The sequence below is a fragment of the Alishewanella aestuarii B11 genome, assembly GCF_000280055.1.
GTDB lineage: Bacteria > Pseudomonadota > Gammaproteobacteria > Enterobacterales > Alteromonadaceae > Alishewanella > Alishewanella aestuarii.
In genome coordinates this window covers 51,012-71,170 of sequence record NZ_ALAB01000039.1, presented here as the reverse complement: position 1 = coordinate 71,170, position 20,159 = coordinate 51,012, and the positions used below count along the sequence as shown (strand labels likewise).

19 protein-coding genes are annotated in these 20,159 nt (G+C 45.2%); 8 read left to right on the top strand and 11 right to left on the bottom strand.

Going from position 1 to position 20,159, the window contains the following annotated elements; translation table 11 throughout:
* The 8 genes from pseG (at window position 1) to tnpC (ending at window position 7,055) form a co-directional block, all read left to right on the top strand.
* Window positions 1-1,032, top strand: coding sequence for a UDP-2,4-diacetamido-2,4,6-trideoxy-beta-L-altropyranose hydrolase (pseG, locus tag AEST_RS14625; RefSeq protein ID WP_008609966.1), 1,032 nt, complete (start codon window positions 1-3; stop codon window positions 1,030-1,032).
* Window positions 1,032-2,081, top strand: a complete 1,050-nt coding sequence (gene pseI, locus AEST_RS14620; protein ID WP_008609965.1) for a pseudaminic acid synthase — start codon at window positions 1,032-1,034, stop codon at window positions 2,079-2,081. Before pseG ends, pseI begins: the two co-directional genes overlap by 1 nt.
* Window positions 2,078-3,055 carry an ATP-grasp domain-containing protein gene (locus AEST_RS14615; protein WP_008609964.1) on the top strand — a complete coding sequence of 326 codons (978 nt, stop codon included), beginning with the start codon at window positions 2,078-2,080 and terminating at the stop codon, window positions 3,053-3,055. The genes pseI and AEST_RS14615 overlap by 4 nt, the downstream gene beginning before the upstream one ends.
* Window positions 3,039-3,710, top strand: a complete 672-nt coding sequence (locus tag AEST_RS14610) for an HAD family hydrolase (protein WP_008609963.1) — start codon at window positions 3,039-3,041, stop codon at window positions 3,708-3,710. Before AEST_RS14615 ends, AEST_RS14610 begins: the two co-directional genes overlap by 17 nt.
* Window positions 3,703-4,575, top strand: coding sequence for a class I SAM-dependent methyltransferase (locus tag AEST_RS14605; protein ID WP_008609962.1), 873 nt, complete (start codon window positions 3,703-3,705; stop codon window positions 4,573-4,575). The genes AEST_RS14610 and AEST_RS14605 overlap by 8 nt, the downstream gene beginning before the upstream one ends.
* Window positions 4,576-4,756: 181 nt before the next feature.
* Window positions 4,757-5,041: an IS66 family insertion sequence element accessory protein TnpA gene (gene tnpA, locus AEST_RS14600; RefSeq protein ID WP_008609959.1), complete on the top strand. Its 285-nt coding sequence runs from the start codon at window positions 4,757-4,759 to the stop codon at window positions 5,039-5,041.
* 2 nt (window positions 5,042-5,043) lie between these two features.
* Window positions 5,044-5,400, top strand: coding sequence for an IS66 family insertion sequence element accessory protein TnpB (gene tnpB, locus AEST_RS14595; RefSeq protein WP_008609957.1), 357 nt, complete (start codon window positions 5,044-5,046; stop codon window positions 5,398-5,400).
* Window positions 5,401-5,492: 92 nt separating this feature from the next.
* Window positions 5,493-7,055, top strand: a complete 1,563-nt coding sequence (tnpC, locus tag AEST_RS14590; protein WP_039925579.1) for an IS66 family transposase — start codon at window positions 5,493-5,495, stop codon at window positions 7,053-7,055.
* Window positions 7,056-7,300: 245 nt separating this feature from the next.
* Here the strand turns inward: tnpC and AEST_RS14585 are convergent, their stop codons facing one another.
* The 11 genes from AEST_RS14585 to flgK form a co-directional block, all read right to left on the bottom strand.
* Window positions 7,301-10,111 carry a 6-hydroxymethylpterin diphosphokinase MptE-like protein gene (locus AEST_RS14585; protein ID WP_008609952.1) on the bottom strand — a complete coding sequence of 937 codons (2,811 nt, stop codon included), beginning with the start codon at window positions 10,109-10,111 and terminating at the stop codon, window positions 7,301-7,303.
* Window positions 10,112-10,130: 19 nt separating this feature from the next.
* Window positions 10,131-10,436, bottom strand: coding sequence for a hypothetical protein (locus AEST_RS14580; RefSeq protein ID WP_008609951.1), 306 nt, complete (start codon window positions 10,434-10,436; stop codon window positions 10,131-10,133).
* Window positions 10,436-10,870, bottom strand: a complete 435-nt coding sequence (gene fliS / locus AEST_RS14575; protein WP_008609950.1) for a flagellar export chaperone FliS — start codon at window positions 10,868-10,870, stop codon at window positions 10,436-10,438. Before fliS ends, AEST_RS14580 begins: the two co-directional genes overlap by 1 nt.
* An 11-nt stretch (window positions 10,871-10,881) precedes the next feature.
* A complete protein-coding gene (fliD, locus tag AEST_RS14570) occupies window positions 10,882-12,345 on the bottom strand; it encodes a flagellar filament capping protein FliD (protein ID WP_008609947.1) in 1,464 nt (487 codons plus the stop codon).
* Window positions 12,346-12,354: 9 nt separating this feature from the next.
* On the bottom strand, window positions 12,355-12,744 hold the full coding sequence (locus AEST_RS14565; protein WP_008609946.1) for a flagellar protein FlaG: 390 nt from the start codon (window positions 12,742-12,744) through the stop codon (window positions 12,355-12,357).
* Between the two features lie 68 nt (window positions 12,745-12,812).
* Window positions 12,813-13,637 carry a flagellin N-terminal helical domain-containing protein gene (locus tag AEST_RS14560; RefSeq protein ID WP_008609945.1) on the bottom strand — a complete coding sequence of 275 codons (825 nt, stop codon included), beginning with the start codon at window positions 13,635-13,637 and terminating at the stop codon, window positions 12,813-12,815.
* Between the two features lie 339 nt (window positions 13,638-13,976).
* A complete protein-coding gene (locus tag AEST_RS14555; protein WP_008609944.1) occupies window positions 13,977-14,801 on the bottom strand; it encodes a flagellin N-terminal helical domain-containing protein in 825 nt (274 codons plus the stop codon).
* Window positions 14,802-14,866: 65 nt separating this feature from the next.
* Window positions 14,867-15,691: a flagellin N-terminal helical domain-containing protein gene (locus AEST_RS14550; RefSeq protein WP_008609943.1), complete on the bottom strand. Its 825-nt coding sequence runs from the start codon at window positions 15,689-15,691 to the stop codon at window positions 14,867-14,869.
* A 193-nt stretch (window positions 15,692-15,884) separates the two neighbouring features.
* Window positions 15,885-16,712: a flagellin N-terminal helical domain-containing protein gene (locus tag AEST_RS14545; protein ID WP_008609942.1), complete on the bottom strand. Its 828-nt coding sequence runs from the start codon at window positions 16,710-16,712 to the stop codon at window positions 15,885-15,887.
* 166 nt (window positions 16,713-16,878) lie between these two features.
* On the bottom strand, window positions 16,879-18,114 hold the full coding sequence (gene flgL, locus AEST_RS14540) for a flagellar hook-associated protein FlgL (protein ID WP_008609941.1): 1,236 nt from the start codon (window positions 18,112-18,114) through the stop codon (window positions 16,879-16,881).
* Window positions 18,115-18,118: 4 nt separating this feature from the next.
* Complete coding sequence (flgK, locus tag AEST_RS14535; protein ID WP_008609940.1) at window positions 18,119-20,149, bottom strand: flagellar hook-associated protein FlgK; 2,031 nt, start codon at window positions 20,147-20,149, stop codon at window positions 18,119-18,121.
* Window positions 20,150-20,159 lie beyond the last annotated feature (10 nt).

Sequence of the window (20,159 nt, the reverse complement as noted above, 5' to 3'; positions counted from 1 at the left end):
ATGCGCGTACTGTTTCGTGCTGATGCCTCAATAGCGCGTGGCAGTGGCCATATTATGCGTTGTCTGACGTTGGCAAAAGCGTTACAGCAACGGGGTGCAGTTTGTGATTTTGCCTGTCGGGTTGAATCCGGACATTTAATTGCCTGGCTGCAACAGCAAGGCTTTAATGTTATTTCTCTAATATCAGAGCCTTTAAACGAAGAACACGAGAGTCAGTTGCTGTTGGCGGCGTTGCAGCACGACTACCGCTTATTGATAGTAGATCACTATCAACTGACTGCGACTTTTTGCCAATTATTACGTCAACGCTGTCAGTATGTCATGGTCATAGATGATCTGGCGAACCGAGCGCTGGACTGCGAGCTGTTACTTGACCAAAATCTGCTACCAGACCAACACCTGCGTTATCAGGGACTTATTCCTGCTCACTGTCGTACTTTGCTCGGTCCTAAGTTCGCCTTGCTACGTGATGAATTCTATTCTGCGTCCGCGACACCTTTGGCCAACCACTTATTGATCAGCTTCGGGGGGAGTGATGCCGATAATCTAACCAGTATGGCAATTAATGCGCTAGTAATGCTAAAGCCTCGGGGTATAACAGCCGATATAGTGATTGGGGCAAATAATCCGTGGCGTGCTATGTTGCAACGGCAACTGGCGAACCTGCCTGATGTGCAATTGCATATTCAGACAACTTCAATGGCAACACTGATGCGCAAAGCACGACTCATGCTGGGTGCGGGTGGTACCACACATTGGGAAAGGAGTATTTGTGGCCTGCCAGGCTTAGTCGTAACCGTTGCCGAAAATCAGCAGGCGACAACGGCGTATCTGAACAAGCTTGGTGCCTGTGTCTGGTTGGGTCAGGCTGCTGAAATGTCAGCAGAGTTCTTTGCAGAGCAACTATGCTATTACCTGTCCCAACCAGCACTGCTGGACGAGATTGGCCGGCGGGCGAAAAACCTGGTACCGGATAATGCCGGAACGCCTTTAGTGGTAGAGCAAATATTAAACGTGGTGGCGAATAGATAATGTTAGAGATAAATATAGGTAACCGTCTGGTTGGGTCAAATCAGCCCCCTTTTATCATTGCCGAAATGTCTGGTAATCACGGTCAATCACTGGAAAAAGCGATGGCGCTAGTGGATGCCGCCGCAGCAGCAGGTGCACATGCACTCAAACTGCAAACCTACACACCAGATACCATTACTCTGGATGTGCACGAGCGCGAGTTTTTTATCGCTGATAAAAATAGCTTGTGGCAAGGTCAATCGCTGTATAACTTATACAAAGTTGCTATGACACCGTGGGAGTGGCATAAATCGATTTTTGATTATGCCAATAACAAAGGAATGTTGGCATTTAGCTCGCCGTTTGACTTAACGGCAGTAGATTTTCTTGAGTCACTTAATGTGCCTTGTTACAAAATCGCATCCTTTGAAAATATCGATCATGGTCTGTTGGCGGCTGTGGCTAAAACCGGCAAGCCAGTTATTATGTCAACCGGAATGGCAACACAAGCAGAGTTATCCGAGTCCGTGCAATTATTGCGGGATAACGGCTGTAAAGATCTTATTCTACTTAAATGCACCAGCAACTACCCTGCCCGCCCGGTAGATGCGAACTTACGCACCATTCCCCATTTAGCTCAACTGTTTAATTGCCAGATCGGCCTGTCGGATCACACTCCTGGAGTAGGCGTTTCCGTCGCAGCTGTCGCATTAGGCGCTACCGTCATTGAAAAACACTTTGTACTGGACAGAAACGGCGGAGAAGTTGATGCAGAGTTCTCGCTGGAACCTCATGAATTAAAAATGCTGGTAGAAGAAACTGCCCGCGCGCATGACGCGCTTGGTACTGTGCATTATGGTTGTACCGAGAAAGAGATTGCTTCAAGGGTACACCGTCGTTCACTCTATATTGCTAAAGATATGAAAGCCGGTGATATGTTTACTACAGAAAACCTGCGCTCAGTGCGCCCGGGGCTCGGTTTAGCACCGAAATATTTGCCACAATTTCTTGGCCGTAAAGTAAAACAGGATGTGACGATGGGCACACCGCTTAGTTGGGATTTGCTGTGACAGAGCCACTGTCCGGCAGCGCATTGCTGTTAACCAGTGCCGGAGCCAAAATTCCTATGTTGCAAGCAGCCAGGCAAGCTTGGCTGCGGCTGTTTCCAACCGGCAGCATTATTGCTGGCGACATGCAGCCTTTAAGCGTAAGCAGAGCTTTTGCCGATAGTTTCTGGCAAATGCCTGCCACAATCCATGCCAATAAAACCGAACTGCGCCGTGGTTGTATTGAACGCAACATCAAGGTCATCTTACCCAGCCGGGACGCAGAGTTATTGTTTTGGGCGCAAAACCGCGATTACTTTGCTGACGCCGGCATTCACATTATTGTGTCGCCTGAGGCCGGCATTAACTTGTGCCTGGATAAACTGGCCTTCGCTGAATTTGGCCGGCAACATCAGTTAGCCATTATTCCGGCTTCATTACAGATCGACGATATCAACGCAGAGCAATTTGTGGTGAAAGAGCGTTTTGGTGCCGGGGCCAAATCTATCGGCCTGGCCCTGACGAAAACTCAAGCCAAACAGCATGCCAGGCAGTTGCAGGCACCGATTTATCAGCCCATGCAAAGTGGCAAAGAAATCAGTATCGACGCCTGGCTGGACAGAGACAGCTGTGTAAAAGGCCTGATACTGCGACAGCGGGATAAAGTTGTTGCCGGCGAATCGCAAATCAGCACCACCTTCAGCGATGCTGCTTTAGCACAGCAGTTCAGCCATATATTGGCACAGCTGAACCTAACAGGCCCAGTGGTAATGCAGGCCATTATTGATGCCAGCGGCAAGCCGCACGTTATAGAGTGTAACAGCCGTTTTGGCGGTGCCTCTACCCTGAGCATAGTAGCGGGGTTGGACAGCCTGTATTGGAGTTTTCTGCAAGCCATAGAGCCAGAAGCAAAGCTTAGCGATTTTACCGCAGCAACGCAGCAAATCAGGCAATTGCGCTACAGCATGGATACCTATCAGTATGATCCTGATTTTTGACTTGGATGACACCCTATATGACGAACGTCAGTTCGTCGAAAGCGGTTTTCGCACTGTAGCCGCTATGGCGCAACAGCGCTGGCAACTAGATGCAGAATCCAGTTTTCAACGTTTATGCCAACTGTTAGACAGCCATGGCCGCGGACGTATTTTTGACGAGTGGTTAGCACCGTACAACCTGGCTACGAAAACCAATATCCGTAACTGCGTAAGTCGCTACCGCCTGCACAAACCGGCTCTGACAATGCCGCAAGCACACCGGCACATGCTGCAAAGCCTGCAAGCTCCGCTGTATCTTGTTACCGACGGCCATAAAATAGTGCAGCAAAACAAAGTAGAGGCGCTTGGTTTAGCGCCTTATTTTAAACGTATATTTATTACTCACCGTTTTGGCATAAAGCATGCTAAACCTTCTACCTATTGTTTTGAGTTAATCCAAAAGGCAGAACAATGCCGCTGGCAGGATCTGGTTTATATCGGCGATAACCCGGCAAAAGACTTCGTTAATCTGAATAAAAAAGGTGCCCAAACCGTCCGAATTTTGACAGGCTGCCATAAGGATGTGCAGGCTAAACCAGGCTATGACGCTAAAACGCGGCTGCATACTCTTACTGAGCTGATGCCACTGCTAAAAGGTAACCGCAATAATGTCTGACCAAGCCAAATTTACCGAACAACGCCATGCGCTGGGTTTTATTGAAGCGATGCCGAAACCGTCTGAAGCACAGCTACAGGCGCATTATAATGCTAAGTACTATCAGGTACCTGAAGGCTCTTACCACAGCACTTATACTGAGCAGGAACTGCAATACTTTCACAATATCGCCAGTGTCGCCCACCAGGTAGCAAAACAGAATAATCTGCCGCGAAGCTTACTTGACCTGGGCTGCGGTGAAGGTTTTTTTGTCAACGCATTTGAAACTTTTGGTTGGGAGCTTGCGTGCTGTGACTACTCCGATTTTGGCATCAGTAAGCACAACCCGCATTTGTTACCATATTTTCAGCAAGGCAGCATTGAACAAAGCCTGACAAATTATAAAGGCCGCACCTTTGGCCTGATTAACCTGCAAAACGTGCTGGAGCATGTGCTGGACCCGTTCCAAACCATGGCCATACTCAAACCCCTGTTGTCAGCCAATTCCGCCCTGAGAATTAAAGTACCGAATGACTATTCAGACTTCCAACTAGCTTTGCAACAACAAGGCTACACCGACAATACATGGTTTGCGCCACCGGAGCATCTCAGCTATTTTAATCATGAAAACTTAATCAGTTTTATCTCGGCGTGCGGCTATCGCTTATTGTCGCTGCAAACCAACTTTCCTATCGAAGTTTTCCTGACCAATTCGCATTCTAATTACTGGCAGGACAGAAGTCTTGGTAAGCAGGCACATTTTAGCCGGATATTTTGTGAAAACTTTCTGATTGGCAAAAACATCGACAACTATATTCGCTATGCTGAGGCTAGTGCAGCCTTGGGCTTTGGCCGCGAGCTGATCGCTTACGTCACGCCTGAATAGGCTTTACTTCTCGGGAATAGAATAATGAACGTCAGCGTAATATCAACCACACCTTGCGGTGTAGTTGGTGTTACACTCACTAATGAACAACAAAAAAGTAAGCGTAACGCCAACCACACATTCCAATCCTAACTGATCAACTTTACCCTGACTGCCACTATCAACTGTCAGGGTAATCATCATGCACCGCACCAAAGAACAATGGCTGGCCTTGTTTGCCGAGCAAGCCCAAAGTGGTCTCACCCAAACTGAATTTGCAAAACGCCAGGGCATCATTCCTACGTATTTTAGTTATCGCAAGCGTCAGTTGCTGGCGTTTCAGGATGATGACGGTGGCTTTGTTGAGCTCACGCCACAGGGCTTGCAGCTGAATCAATCCATTTTACTCCGTAAGCGTGATGTGGAATTGCAGTTTCCAGCCGGCACCGATGCCCTGTGGTTAGCGGCCTTGCTAAGAGCGCTTTGATAATGAAAATGTTCCTCGATGTGCCCAAGGTCTATTTGCATAAACAGCCAGTCGACTTTCGTAAATCCATTAATGGCTTATCGTTGCTGGTCGAGCAAGAGATGCAGCTCTCGCCTTTTAGTGGCGCACTGTTTGTGTTCTGCAATCAGCAGCGCACCCGGTTAAAAGTGCTGTACTGGGATAGCACCGGCTTTTGCCTGTGGTACAAACGGCTTGAAAAAGACAAGTTTCGCTGGCCACGGCAAATGCCAGGTAAAGTGTTAGCCATTAGCGAGCAGCAGTGGCATTGGCTGTTGCAAGGTGTCGATATTCAAAAAATCACCGCACATCAGCCACTGCATTACCAAAGCGTCGGTTGATATGCCGATCGGCTATAAATCCTTGTGATCGCATCCAAAACAATCTAAATCTTACCAAGCACTTAGCCCGATTGGCCGTTACAATAGCGGCCATGAAAAAGACACCTCAATCCTTACCTGACGATATCGAAACGCTTAAGCGTATGCTGCTTGAGCAGACGCAAAAGCTTGAGCGCAAACTGGCGCAAAAAGATAAACGCATCGCCAAATTAGAGCGGGTTAACCAGCAGCTGTCGGACAAGCTGCAGCAATTGCTGGAGCGTTACAATCTGACGAAGTACCAGAAATTCAGCCCCAGCAGTGAAACCTATGAAGGTGAAGGCGAGGTGTTAAATGAGGCCGAGCAGCTGATTGAAGACGATTCAGTAGCGACAGAGCCAGATACTCAGACGACCGAGAGCGCTGAGAAATCCGCCGCTAAGCCACGCCGACCAAGGATTGCCCCTGAGCTGCCGCGCGTTGACGTTATCCATGACATTGACGATAAAACCTGTGCCTGCTGCGGCCATGCGCTGCATAAAATGGGCGAAGAAGTCAGTGAGCAAATCGAGTTCGTGCCAGCACAAATCCGGGTGCTGAGAAACGTGCGGCTCAAATACAGCTGCCGGCAGTGTGAGACCAATGGCATGAAGGTGGACATTAAGATTGCCGATGTGCCACCGGCGGTTATCCCGAAAAGCATGGCCACACCGAGTCTGCTTGCCCAAATCATCAGCAGCAAAATGCACTATGGCTTGCCGCTGTACCGTCAGGAGCAGTTGTTTAATCAGGCCGGTATTGAGCTTAGCCGTCAAACGATGAGCCGCTGGCTGATAACCTGTGCAGAGAAACTGAAACCGCTACTGGCGTTAATGAAAGCCGAGCTTCTGAAGCAGCCGGTGCTGTGGGCAGATGAAACCACGGTTAATGTGCTGGATGTTGAGAAAAGCACCTGCTACATGTGGGTATATGGCTGTGGCTTAGAGCAAAGTACCGGCCCCAAGCTGGTGCTGTTTGATTATCAGGATAGCCGCAGCAGTATACATCCCACCGACTTCCTGGCGGGGCTTAGCGGTTACCTGCAGGTTGATGGTTATGCCGGATATGAGAAAACCCACGCAACCTTAGTCGGCTGCTGGGCACATGCCAGACGTAAGTTCGTTGAAGCACAAAAAGCGCAGGGCAAAGGCAAAACGGGTAAGGCGGATGTGGCCCTTAACCATATCCAGAAACTTTATGCACTGGAGAGTAAATTAAAAACCGTGCCGCCTGATAAGAAATATGACGCCAGACAAACGCTAGCCAAGCCACTGTTGGAGCAATTCAAAAGCTGGCTGGATAAATCAAGCGAGAGCGTCACGAAAGAAGGTTTACTGGGAGCCGCTATAACGTATAGCCTGAATCAGTGGCCTAAGCTTATCCGGTACTTGGATGACGGCAGATTAAATATCGACAACAACCGTGCTGAGCGCGCAATCAAACCGTTCGTGATTGGACGTAAGGCATGGTTATTTGCCAATACCAAGACGGGAGCACAAGCAAGTGCGGCACTGTACAGCCTGGTTGAAACCGCCAAAATCAACGGTCTGGAACCCTATGATTACTTATGCCGGTTGCTAACAGAGTTGCCCAAAGCCAATACCCATGAGCAATTACAACAACTTCTGCCTTACTGAACAGCAGCCACACTGCAAGGTGTGGTTGCTGTTACGCTTACACAAAAAACACACCAATCCCGTGGCATCAACATGTTCGTCAGCATCAGAAGCAGACAGCCGCAAACATTTTTTACCAAACCTTTAGAGATTATCCAGTGCCCCGGCAGAAATGCTGAACAATTTAGGTCTATTTATACGCCGTATGGATCTGGCGCGTATTAGAATTATGGAAGAGTTATATAAAAAGTCCAGTTCGCGTAACTTTAAGAAAACAAGTGAGAAACATCCACATCATCAAATTTCATAGGTTCTTCAAAAAACTCTGTACTTGCAACTTCAATATACTCTCTCCAAATCTTTTTAATTTCATTAAAACAAGCCAATACTTGGGGGTTGTTATTACTTATATTTGCCGCTAATTTTGTCATGATGCCCCCAAAGTAGTAAAAGCTCCCTTGCAAAAGAAAAGGTGTTGGATCGTCTAGACAGGCTATTTTTCTATGTAACAGGCCCCACTGCGCCCTAATTATTTCTCTAGCTCCATTCTGGTCTATAACCTCTTGTTCAAGAATAGCTAGCCATTCTTTTACGCTTATGGAAAGCTTTTCCATACTAAGATTAGAAAAAACGAGCTCAGAGCTTCCTTTTAAATCTGAATAATATGCTTTGTCACAAAACTCTACTATTCCGTGCTCTTTATCAAAACCTAAGTTTTTAATTAAAATATTATCAACCTTAAGCGGTATTGCCCCATCAATCTTCACCCCATCACTACAGTTATAAATCTCTGCAGCTCCTTTATTACTCTTAATAGCGTCTTCAATAAGTTTTCTAGACAAATTGAACTCCCTTTTTGTATATACATAGGGGCGAAAATTACCTTTAACTCGATCGCCGGAGCCATGAGCTTTTTCATAGCTAAATATCTCTGACCCATCTTTTTTATAATAAGCAGAAGCTTTAGAGTGATGATACTTTACATCAGCATAGCCCAAATCTACGCCAAAGAGATAAATTGTTTTGAATCCAACATGCAAGGCAAAGTTTAATGCTAAATTACTTACTGTAGGATAAGCATATGATATCTCAGATATTTTAAAGCCTAACCTCTGTAAGCCATTTCTAAAGAGATTTGCTGATGCTTCACCGCTCTTGAAGCATAACATAACATCTTTAAATAACGACGCCGTTTCAGGATGTATACCATTTATACTTATCAACCTAATCTTGCGCAAAAATGATTTATCTTCCACCCTATTAATCCAGCAGTAAGTAGCTCTGTTTTGTTCTAGTTCTGCATGAAAATCAGGTGTTATACCATATTTATAAAGCGAGTAGAGAGCCGTGCCGCAACTGATAACAATTACTCGATCGCGATAACTTCTTATATAATCAAAATTTACATCTAATGACGGTCCGTTGCCTACTATAAAAACGGGCATATTTAATATTTCTAAATCTTTATACGAAGCGTTATTTTCTTTAAGGAATAGATGATTATGAGTCAAGCTGTGGTAAGTGTGCGCTACTCCATATCGAACATGGTCGAAATATTCTCCAAAAGCCAACACCACTTTTAACTCTTCGCGAAGCTCTGCTATAGCTTTACTCATCCTATTATTGTAATAAGAAGTTAAGATATAGGTGTCGGCAATAGAATAAGGACCTGCAAGATAAAACTGAGCAATTATATCTTTGAAATAATCAGAACCATCGCCTCCAAGATTTAGATAAACTCGCTGACCTCCCTTAGCAGCCGCGCTAAATAAACCATCCCAATCAAAAACATGAAGGCTTGCATAAAAATAATCTAGATTCGGTTCAAAGATATATAAATTTTGTATAGTATAGCTATTAAGCAAAACATCAATGTGCCTGCCTAGACATATACCAAAAACCACAAGTGAACTTACTTCAGCTGGCAGTTCGAGATGTCCGAGGATATTTTTTTCGATTAATTTCTCAACTTTCTCAGCATAAGAAAAATGAATATAGTGGTCAAATTTACCAGTCGAGCTTTGGCGCAAGGCAACATTATCTTTAGATGGATTAAGTGAGAAATAAGAAACCAATTCTTCGGAATCTTGCTCACTATCATGGTAAAAAAACGCCCTACGCGTTTTATGAAATATATTATCTTTTCCGGAATCATCCAGTATACACACCCAACTATGAGTTTTATACTTTTCTATCTGACAAAAGATATTTGGGTAATATTTTTTGAAAGCAGACAAATTTCTATCGTACAGCTGGCTTGCTTCTCTTTTCAATTCAAATTTTTTGTTACCGAGTACATTGCCAGCCCGCTCAGAGACTGAATCATTAAAATCATCATAAGGCAAGAACGAAGCAATCTCGACATTCTGTTCTCCTAATTTAAAACGTCCAGATAATAGATATTCAACAACCCTATCCATTGTTGCATGAAAATAATGCCGATAAACATAAACTCGCTCAAATTTTATAACAGCGCTTAGCTCAATTAAGTCTTCAGACAACGAATTGCCAGCATTTTCTAGTTGCAAAAAAATCTGCGTACCACTCTTGGTTAAGATATCAAAGGTTTTCTGCCAATCATTTGCTTGCAAACTACAAAATAAAACATCTAAGCTTGGCTCATAAATGATTAAGTATTTTATTTTTACTTTACTAAGTAAATCATTTAACTGATAACCTAAACCAAGACCAAACATAATCAACACGTCTATACTGGTTGGTTTAGATTCTGTTTGCCAATCTTGTTGTTCAGATGGATGAATAGTGCTTAAAGCTGTAAAGGGTGCTTTTTGACAAAAACTTTTAACCTCCTCAGCAACTTCGCTAGTAGCGTTATCACTATACCAGACCCGACCTGTGGCAAAATTGACGATATTCATTTCGCCTTGTTTTGTGCAAAACAACGAGTATTGCTGAACTTTGTAAGCCTGTATTAGCGGCAAAATACTGGGCATATGCTGAGAAAAAGCCGCAAGGTTTGCTTTAAGGCGTTTATCAATTTGAATTGCAGCGTCACGTTCAAGCTGCTGTTGGATTTTTTGATCAGAGTGTAGCTGGTAGTTGATATACTTCAGCATGCGGTATGCCTGATTTTAGTTAGTTGTGTTGACCATAGCTACGCAGAGCTTTTCTACCCTGCCTGATGTTGTTCATGCTGACAGCTACGGCGTCTTTTTCTGCTGACAGTTGTGCCATGATTAACTGCAGCCAGTCAAGATTTAGCTGTAAGAAAGCTGAATATTCAGCGATGTTGTCATCTGGGCTAGCAGGTTGATTGAGCGTAGCATTTAACTGCTCAATAAGTTCTACCAAGCTCTCAACTGGGTACATCTCTTTACGTACCAACTTTTCGATTTGTTGGCGCAGCTTTTCACAACGCTGCGCTCTGTTTTTTAAATGCATTAAGCGCCCACTGCTTGCTGCTGGTGTTTCTGGGCCTGCAACTGATAGCCTTTCTCACGTTCTGCAACCGGAATTTGATCCCAAGCACCTTTTATAGTGAGCAGAATTTCCATTACTTCATTAAGCATTTCAATGCTTTTCTCACCGCTGGCTTGAATTAACCGGTCAAGCATAAAATCGTATAAAGCAAAGAGGTTATCGGAAATCTGTCCTGCACTCATATCCAAACAACCTTGTAAAGCAGAAATAATGTTTATCGCCTTCGAAATTGACTCTGATTTGCCAACAAAATCTTTGCGTTCAATACAACCTTTGGCTTTAGCCATATTTTCCAAAGCACCTTGCATTAACAACTGAATAACACGGTGGGGGTCTGCCACCGCAAGATCATCTTTAATACCAACTGATTTGTATGCTTTAATGCCATAGCTCATGATGCACTCCACTATTTAGATTTATTGGTAATAAAACCGGGCAGACTTGTTAGTTGAGCCGTCACAGTAGAGGCCATATTTTGCATTGAGCCAAGTAAAGCATCTAATGCAGTGTAACGGCTACGCAAAGTTTGCTCGAAACTAGCTATATATCGGTTAGCTGCGTCTAAATCTTTAGTGTTTTTATCAATTTGTGTTTTCAGTGAATTTTCTTTACTGGCAATAATTCCGCCTGACTTTGTAAACTCTTTTAAAAAATCATCTAGTGTTGTTGCCAACCCCGTATCGCCGCCAAAAAGCTTAGCCACAGCGTCGTAGTTTTCACTAAGTGCTTTATCAAAGCGTTTACGGCCAGAATCCGCCCCAAACTGAGAGCTACTGGAAATCTCAAGCTTACCATCTTCGCGAAATGTAATGCCCAACGAATATAAGGTTGATATTGATGCATCTGCACCACCAATGGCATTACCTAATAAACCACGTAACTGCGACATAATGTTTTTTGGTAATTGATCCGTAGCTAATGCCCCCCCCTCTGCAGTCACAGTTTTACCGTCTGCGCCTAAAGTACGTTTTTTCGTCAGGTTAGCAATTTGGTCAACCAGCACATTATAGTTATTAATAAAATTCTGAATGTTTGCTTCTGCACTGGCATTATCAGTGGCAATATTCACACTGGCATTGTTACCATCAGGCGTCACCGCTTTAACGGTAAGGGTGACATCCTGGATAACATTACTAAAGGTATTACTGGCGTTGTTAGCAGTGATACCATCAATTTCAATAATGGCATCTTGTGCTGCCTGGATGACACTTAAACCCGCTGTGGTGCCTGTTGCCACGGTTGAGACGTTATCAAGCTCGGCATTGTTATTGGTGATAACCAAATCATTGCCAAAGCCTGTTTCGTCAGAGGTTAATACCAGCTTAGTACCAATAGCACCGCCAGCATTAATAATATTGGCATTTACGCCAAAATTATCACTTTTTGCATTAATTTTTTGTCGTAGCTCATTAAGTGTCATGCCTGCGGTTACTTCGACATCAAAACTTTTACCGTTGGCGGCAAATGTTAAAGTGCCATTAGTTGTGGAAATTACGTCGTTAGCAGACGAAAAGGTTGCATCAGCGCTTTCCAAACGGCTGCCTGATGCCAGCTGGTTCACTTTAATATCAAAGCGCGCTGCCGCGGCCGTGCTGGAAGCAGAGGCTTCTAGGTAGGTTTTATTCTCTGTTGGCTGAGTAACGGTTGCGATTCGGGCATTTAAGGTGTTTCCACTCAGTTTTTTTACCGCATCCTGAAACGCAGACAAAGCAGATTTTAGCTGCCCAACCCCAGACAATGAGGTGTTTAATGTCTTTTTCGTAGTATTAATGCGCCCGAGTTTACTGTCACGCTCTACTTTTACTAAAGTAGATACCAGCTCCTCAAGCGGTAAACCTGAAGCTGCCCCCAGAAAGTTAATACCAGACATAATCCACCTCTATACTGTTTTATCAATTAACAGGCCTATAGACTGTCCCATTTCTTCCTGTAACCGTTTGATATCCTGCGCTACTTTTAACAGCTCCTCTGACGGGATCTGTTTAATTAGCTCTTCTGTTTCAAAGTCTACCACTTTAATTACAGAACGGCCTGATACATCATCAATGGAAAAGCTTAAAGAACGCTGCTCTAACGCGACGGCCTGGTTTACTACATCTACCGCTTGCTGTAATTCAGCTTTGCTTATGGGCTGCACACCAGCTACCGCCAATGCTCCGGGCGACGTTTCATTCACTACGTTAGGCTCGGCTGCAACAGCTTTAGCAATTTTATCAGCAGTGGCCGTATAACTGAAAACCGACGCACTATTGGCATTAATGCTACTCATCTTCAGACTCCTTATCGGCGCGTAGGGTGAGAACTTTACCCAAGTACCTCACCGCTACGCGTATTAGTTTAACCCAATAACGATAAAGCTGCCTGTGGCCGCTGATTAGCCTGCGCCAACACGGTTGTGCTGGTTTGCTGCAGGATCTGCTGACGAGTCAGCTCAGCGGTTTCACGAGCAAAGTCAGTATCACGAATGCGACTACGAGCACCTGATACGTTTTCAGAGATGTTGGTTAAGTTTCGAATTGTCGCTTGAAACCTGTTCTGCAACGCACCTAAATCGGCTCGTGCGCCATCAATAGTGCCTATTGCTGTATCAATTAGCGCTAAAGCTGAACCTGCTGCAGTGACTGAGGCTACACTTAAACCAGAAAGTCCCAGTGCAGCAGTACCATATCCACCAGAGTTTGTCAGGGCAATAGTAATATTTTGTCCAGCATTTGCCCCAACTAAGAAATCGGCAGTATAAGAGCCTGTCAATAGATTAGTTGTGCCGAACTGGGTATCGCTAGCGATCCGAGTCATTTCAGATTTCAACGCATCAACTTCTTTTTGCAAAGCAGCTCTGTCATCCGCGCTATTGATACCGTTTTGCGATTGAATCGCCAGGGTTCGGATACGCTGTAAAGAGTTAGTAATCTCCTCCATTGCGCCTTCCGCTACCTGAGCTACTGAAATACCGTCGTTAGCATTACGCGCAGCCTGATCTAAACCATTTACCTGGCTGGTTAAACGGTTTGAAATCTGCAAGCCGGCTGCGTCATCTGCCGCGCTGTTAATACGAAAACCTGAAGACAAACGTTTGAACGCCGTATCCAAGTTATTACCTGAGTTAAACAGCTGACGCTGCGCATTCAGCGACGAGGTGTTGGTGTTTACATATAAAGCCATGAGTCACTCCTTAGTTGTCGGTGAAAGTACTACCTTCAACTGATATTTAAAATACGGGTATCCCGTTAACTGAGCCAAGCTGCAACTTGACTTATTAACGTTATCGACCGGCTTATTAAGAACTTTAGAAAAATTATTACTTTTTTTGAAAAAAAACTTGGAGTACCGAAAACGTAAAAAGTAGGGTTATTTAGATTAAAAAAACCACCTTTGCAGGTGGTTGTAGAGACTATCAGACCGATTCAGGTGGTCACTCCGGGATATTAGCCTGAATGTTGTCCGATATAATGGAGCGATATGACTGCAATCAAACAGCACCATTTTTTCTAGTTACAAACATTAATTTAAAACACTTAATGCAGCCTGAGGCCGCTGATTTGCCTGTGCCAACATTGTAGTACTGCTTTGTTGTATAATTTGAGTGCGGGTTAACTCGGTTGTTTCTCTGGCGTAGTCAGTGTCGCGGATACGGCTACGTGATGCCGATACATTTTCACTGATATTGGTCAAATTACGTATTGTTGTATCCAACACATTTTGCCAAGCCCCCAGCTCAGTTCGACCATTGTCGATAGCTAAAATGGCTGCATCCAGCGTGCTAAGCGAGCTAGCAACATCATCCACACCTAATTGCACTGCTGCAATATTAAGACCCATCACTCCGCTACCATAGCCAGCAGACAAATCAATTTCAATTTTTTGTCCGGTATTAGCCCCCACTTGAAAAACCAAAGTTTGAGCACTACCATCAAGTAATTTCAGGCTACCAAACTCAGTATTATCGGCAATGTTCTGGATAGAAGCCGCCAGCTCATTATATTCTTGCTGGATAGCCGTGATGTCGGCTGCTGTATTAATGCCGCTCTCTGACTGTATAGTTAATACCCGCATACGCTGTAAACTGACTCCAATTTCATCCAAGGCCCCTTCCGCCACCTGAACCAGTGAAATGGCATCGTTAGCATTACGTACCGCCTGATCTAAGCCATTAACCTGGCTGGTCAATACATTGCTTATCACCAACCCGGCAGCATCGTCAGCTGCACGGTTAATACGAAAACCTGACGTTAAGCGTTCAAAGCTGGTGGTTACCCCCGAGGTCGCATTGCTAAGTAAACGCTGTGATGCGAGCGATGATTGATTAGTATTTACCACTAACGACATGCTGCAATTCCTTCTCGGTTAGAGAGTGATGAGCCGCCTTATAGCAGTTCATCACTCTACCTCAGTTACTGCAGTAAACTTAATGCGGCCTGTGGCCGCTGATTAGCCTGCGCCAGCACGGTAGTGCTGGTTTGCTGCAGGATCTGCGTGCGTGTTAACTCTGCGGTTTCTTTGGCAAAATCCGTATCCCGGATCCGGCTGCGGGCGCCTGACACGTTCTCTGATATATTGGTCAGGTTACGAATAGTGGCCTGGAAGCGGTTTTGCAATGCACCTAAATCCGCGCGCGCACCATCAATAGTCCCGATTGCTGTATCAATTAATGCTAACGCCGAACCCGCAGCTGTAACGGACGCGACACTTAAGCTAGCCAAACCCAATGCCGTAGTTCCATAACCACCACTATTTGTCAGCGCTACATTTATATTCTGTCCAGCATTAGCACCGACCAAGAAATCAACATTTAAGTTTCCGTCCAGCAGCAGCGTCGTGCCGAATTGAGTGGTATCCGCAACACGGGTAATTTCGGTTTTTAATGCACTCACTTCTTTTTGCAGCGCAGCTCTGTCATCCGTACTATTAATACCGTTCTGTGATTGAATAGCCAGAGTACGGATGCGCTGCAATGAGTTGGTGATCTCTTCCATGGCACCCTCGGCAACCTGCGCCAGAGAGATACCGTCGTTGGCATTACGCGCTGCCTGGTCTAAGCCGTTAATCTGACTGGTCAGGCGGTTTGAAATCTGCAGACCGGCAGCATCGTCGGCGGCGCTGTTAATCCGGAAACCGGATGATAAACGTTTAAATGCTGTATCTAATGCACTACCTGAGTTAAACAACTGGCGTTGTGCATTCAGCGATGAAGTATTGGTATTGACATATAAAGCCATCTTAACTCTCCTGCTACCTAATTAAACACTGACAACCGCCATAACTGACGATGCTACTATATTTTCGTGTTACTTATGTATCGGAAAAAAAAGAGAATACTTTAGATAATTTATAAAAATAACGCTTAAATATTGATTTCTTATCGAAAGGCAAAAAGCCGCAATTAAGCGGCCTTTTATCCGAATGATTTTACTAACCTTGCAGTAAACTCAGCGCGGCTTGCGGACGCTGATTAGCCTGCGCCAGCACGGTAGTGCTGGTTTGCTGCAGGATCTGCGTGCGTGTTAACTCTGCGGTTTCTTTGGCAAAATCCGTATCCCGGATCCGGCTGCGGGCGCCTGACACGTTCTCTGATATATTGGTCAGGTTACGAATAGTGGCCTGGAAGCGGTTTTGCAATGCACCTAAATCCGCGCGCGCACCATCAATAGTCCCGATTGCTGTATCAATTAATGCTAACGCCGAACCCGCAGCTGTAACGGACGCGACACTTAAGCTAGCCAAACCCAATGCCGTAGTTCCATAACCACCACTATTTGTCAGCGCTACATTTATATTCTGTCCAGCATTAGCACCGACCAAGAAATCAACATTTAAGTTTCCGTCCAGCAGCAGCGTCGTGCCGAATTGAGTGGTATCCGCAACACGGGTAATTTCGGTTTTTAATGCACTCACTTCTTTTTGCAGCGCAGCTCTGTCATCCGTACTATTGATACCGTTCTGTGACTGAATAGCAAGAGTACGGATGCGCTGCAATGAGTTAGTGATCTCTTCCATGGCCCCCTCGGCAACCTGCGCCAGAGAGATACCGTCGTTGGCATTACGCGCGGCTTGGTCTAAGCCGTTAATTTGACTGGTCAGGCGGTTTGAAATCTGCAGACCGGCTGCATCGTCGGCGGCGCTGTTAATCCGGAAACCGGATGATAAACGTTTAAATGCTGTATCTAACGCACTACCTGAGTTAAATAACTGGCGCTGAGCGTTTAATGAACTGGTGTTGGTGTTTACATATAGAGCCATGATTATTTCCTCTCATTCTGACCGTTCTAGCGCAACCAGCACATGTTTTTGTCTAGCGTTGCCGTGTTAATTAGTTATCGGTTAGTCTGAGAGAAACTTTAGAAAAACTTTCCATATTTCCGATTTGCTTCTACGCCCAATTGTTGATAAATCGGGCATAGAGGTATTAACGTAAATAATCAAATAGGGTCGTCGTACCTATTTTACTAAATACTGTAGAGGCAGCCTGCAACGCTATTTCTTGACGTTTAATCTCTGTCAGAGCAGCAGCAAAATCGACCTCGGAAATGTCGGCTTTATAGCCTTTATTGTTGATAATTAGGTCTTCATTACTTGAGAACACGCTATCAAGTACATTCACACGGCCACCTATACTGGCAAGAGTATTATCGACGTTTCTCGCGCTGTTGTCAGTTTGAACTAACACATCAGCTATTGCTTCATTGAAATTGACACCAGTCACAGATGGGTCTCGGAGTGCAGTGATAAAATCATTAAGTGTATCGAGAATATTTCTCTTCTCAGGTGTCGGCAAAGTAAAATCAATTTGTCCAGGAGCTGCGGCAGCGCCATCGACACGTAACTCCAAACCTGAGAACCTGATAGGTTCTCCAGAGACAAAGACTCCGTTCACTGGTGGTGTTAAAGGAGCGCCATTATTCAGTACTTGATAATTGCTTCCGGCATCAATCTGCAAACTATATAAATTGTTCGCCGGGTTCTGACTGTCGTATTTCTCTCTATAAAATTGATCGAAAATCTGCTGGTTATTAACACGTAAAGCTACAGAATCAGGAGTACCTGATATCACTACCGGATTATCAGGTTTGAAACGTCCGAAGACGTCATCAAAGATCTGCTTGCCACTGTCTCTTCCGGAAAGACTAATCGATGGTGAAATTTGCAATCTGCGGCTACCATCATCACCTCTAAATTCATAACGACCGGTCGTAGCGTTTAATTCATACGCCGGTGACTTATCTTGGAAACCAGCGAATATATAACCACCATCAGAATCACGAGTATTCATCAGATCGAAAAATTCGGTTTGAATGTTCTCTAACTCTAAAGCGACAGCTTGGCGTTCAGCAATAGTAAAAGTACCATTACCAGATGCAATCGCTAACTGACTTATCCGATCAAAATTGACACGCATATTAGTCAGAATGGTCTCCTGTAACGCCAAGCCATTTTTTAACAGCACACTGTTAGTTTGAAACTGCTCAATTTGCGACAAGTTCTGATCTAAAGCTAGTACTTTAGCAGAGGCAGCAGGATCATCTGCCGGACTTAAAATGCGGGTTTGCTTGGTTAATTGCTGCTCAGCAATCGACATCTTCTTCTGAGTGTTGAGGATGCCATTCAGACTCTGAGCAAACTGCATATTAAAGGTTAACCGCATACTCTTACCTCACTGCCTGTAACAGGGTATCAAAAATGGTTTGCGACGTTGATAAGATCCTGGCTGCCGCAGCATAAGTTTGCTGGAAGCGCACCAGGTTAGCCGCTTCCTCGTCCAAACTGACGCCTGACAAAGACTCGTACCACAGTGTCGTTTGTTCCAGAATAGCCGCGTTAGCCTCTTCCAACGTACGTCCCTGTCGGGTTCGTTCCCCGATACTGCCTACCATAGTGCCATAAGACTGGTTAAAGCTGTATTCATTAACTGCATTGGCAACCGATACGGCATTACGCCGGGTGGTTTCTGCTGTTTGTAGCCCAACCAGCGCCAAGCCGTTGCGGTTATCACTAAAGCCGTTTTGGTTGAACTCCAGCGTAAAACGATCGCCGGGGCGTGGTACGCCGCTGATATTAAAATCAAAGCCGTAAGTACCTGCCAAACCCGCTTGAGCCAACACATTATTGTAATTATTATTGCTAAAACTGGCGGTACCTAACAGGTTTGGCACCGGCAGTGTATTGTCGTAAATCTCAAAGGTGTCACTGCCGGTGAACACCAGGTTCAACGGTAAATTACCGATAAAGGGCGTTGCGGTATCAGTATTAGTAACTACAAGCTGCTCGACTCGGCCATTGCCCAGGTTTGCGACATTAAAACCACCCCGTACCGGACTGGCCAACGCAATATCTTCACCTCTATTGGTCGCAAGTTGCAGCTGACTGGCCGATTCCTGTAATGGTTTTAACAAAAACCGATCACCCACTGCTGCACCGCCGGCACCAATAAAAATATTGATTTCAAGACCGTAGAGATCATCACCAGGCGGCATACTGGCGGAATTAAGCGTCAGGTTTGCGGTTAAATCCAGACCACCGATAACCTTATCTGAGCCCGGAATCACCTGCCCTCTGCTATCAACGGCTTGCACGGTAATTTCGTTAGCGCCGGTAACAGTAACCAAAAAGTCATTGGGCGGCAGTTTTTTACCTTGCCCGGCTTCTAAACCAACCCGGATCGCCATCTCACCAGTGTTATTGCGATAGGCTAAACCATTGGATACCGGCAGTCGGAATAAGTCACCGCCGAGGGTGCCGTTTAGCGTCATGCCAAGCTTGTTTTGATTATTTAGCGCATCCCCCAAAGAGAGAGCAAGCTGACCCAGTTGGATCTGGGTTGGGTCAAGAATTTCTTCCCGAAACGCCACCAAAGCGCCAAGCTTGCCGCCTATGGCTTTGGAATTAACATCGCGAACAACGTTACTGTTAGAATTTAACTGTAACTGTAGTTCTTTACGCAATGGATCAGGATCACCGCGCAAGGATAGCAATCGAAACTCGCCCTGCTCTACCACCAACGACTGGCCGTCATTCATAAATACCAGTTTTTCGCCGTTTGCCGCGTCCAGCACGTTAATTTCGACCATTTCCGATAACTTCAGGATTGCCAGGTCGCGCTTGTCGAGCAGTTCCAGCGGCAGCTGCCGGGTAGTACCATTGCCGTAAGAAGCAATATCTTTGTTGTAAATCGCAATTTGTTTAATCAGATCATTAGCTTCATTAACGTAAATATCGAACTGGTCATTAATAAAGGTTTCTTGATCCTTTAATAGCTTGGACATGCCTTCAAAGCGATTGAGTAGTGATTGCGCACTACCAATCACCAGCTGACGACTGGCCGGTTGTACCGGATCGTTGTTAGCACTCTGCAACTGAGCAAACAAATCGTTCATGCCAGTGGCAATACTATTGGCGGGATTAGAAAATAAGGCATCAATCCGGTTTGCTTCAGACACATATTGCTGTGCAAAGGAGTACTGCGAGGTATCCCGGCGCAGTTGTTTGACGGTGAACTCACTAATCAGTCGCTCAGTCGTGCCACGACCCACACCGATCCCCAGTGGATCAGGCGCAAATTCGGTGCGTTGGCGCACATAGCCCTGCGTATTAATATTGGCAATGTTGTTACTGGTGGTGTTTAGCAGCAGGCTGCTGGCCCGGATCGCTGAACTACCAATTTTTAACAGATTGTCTGACATGCTCTCTCCA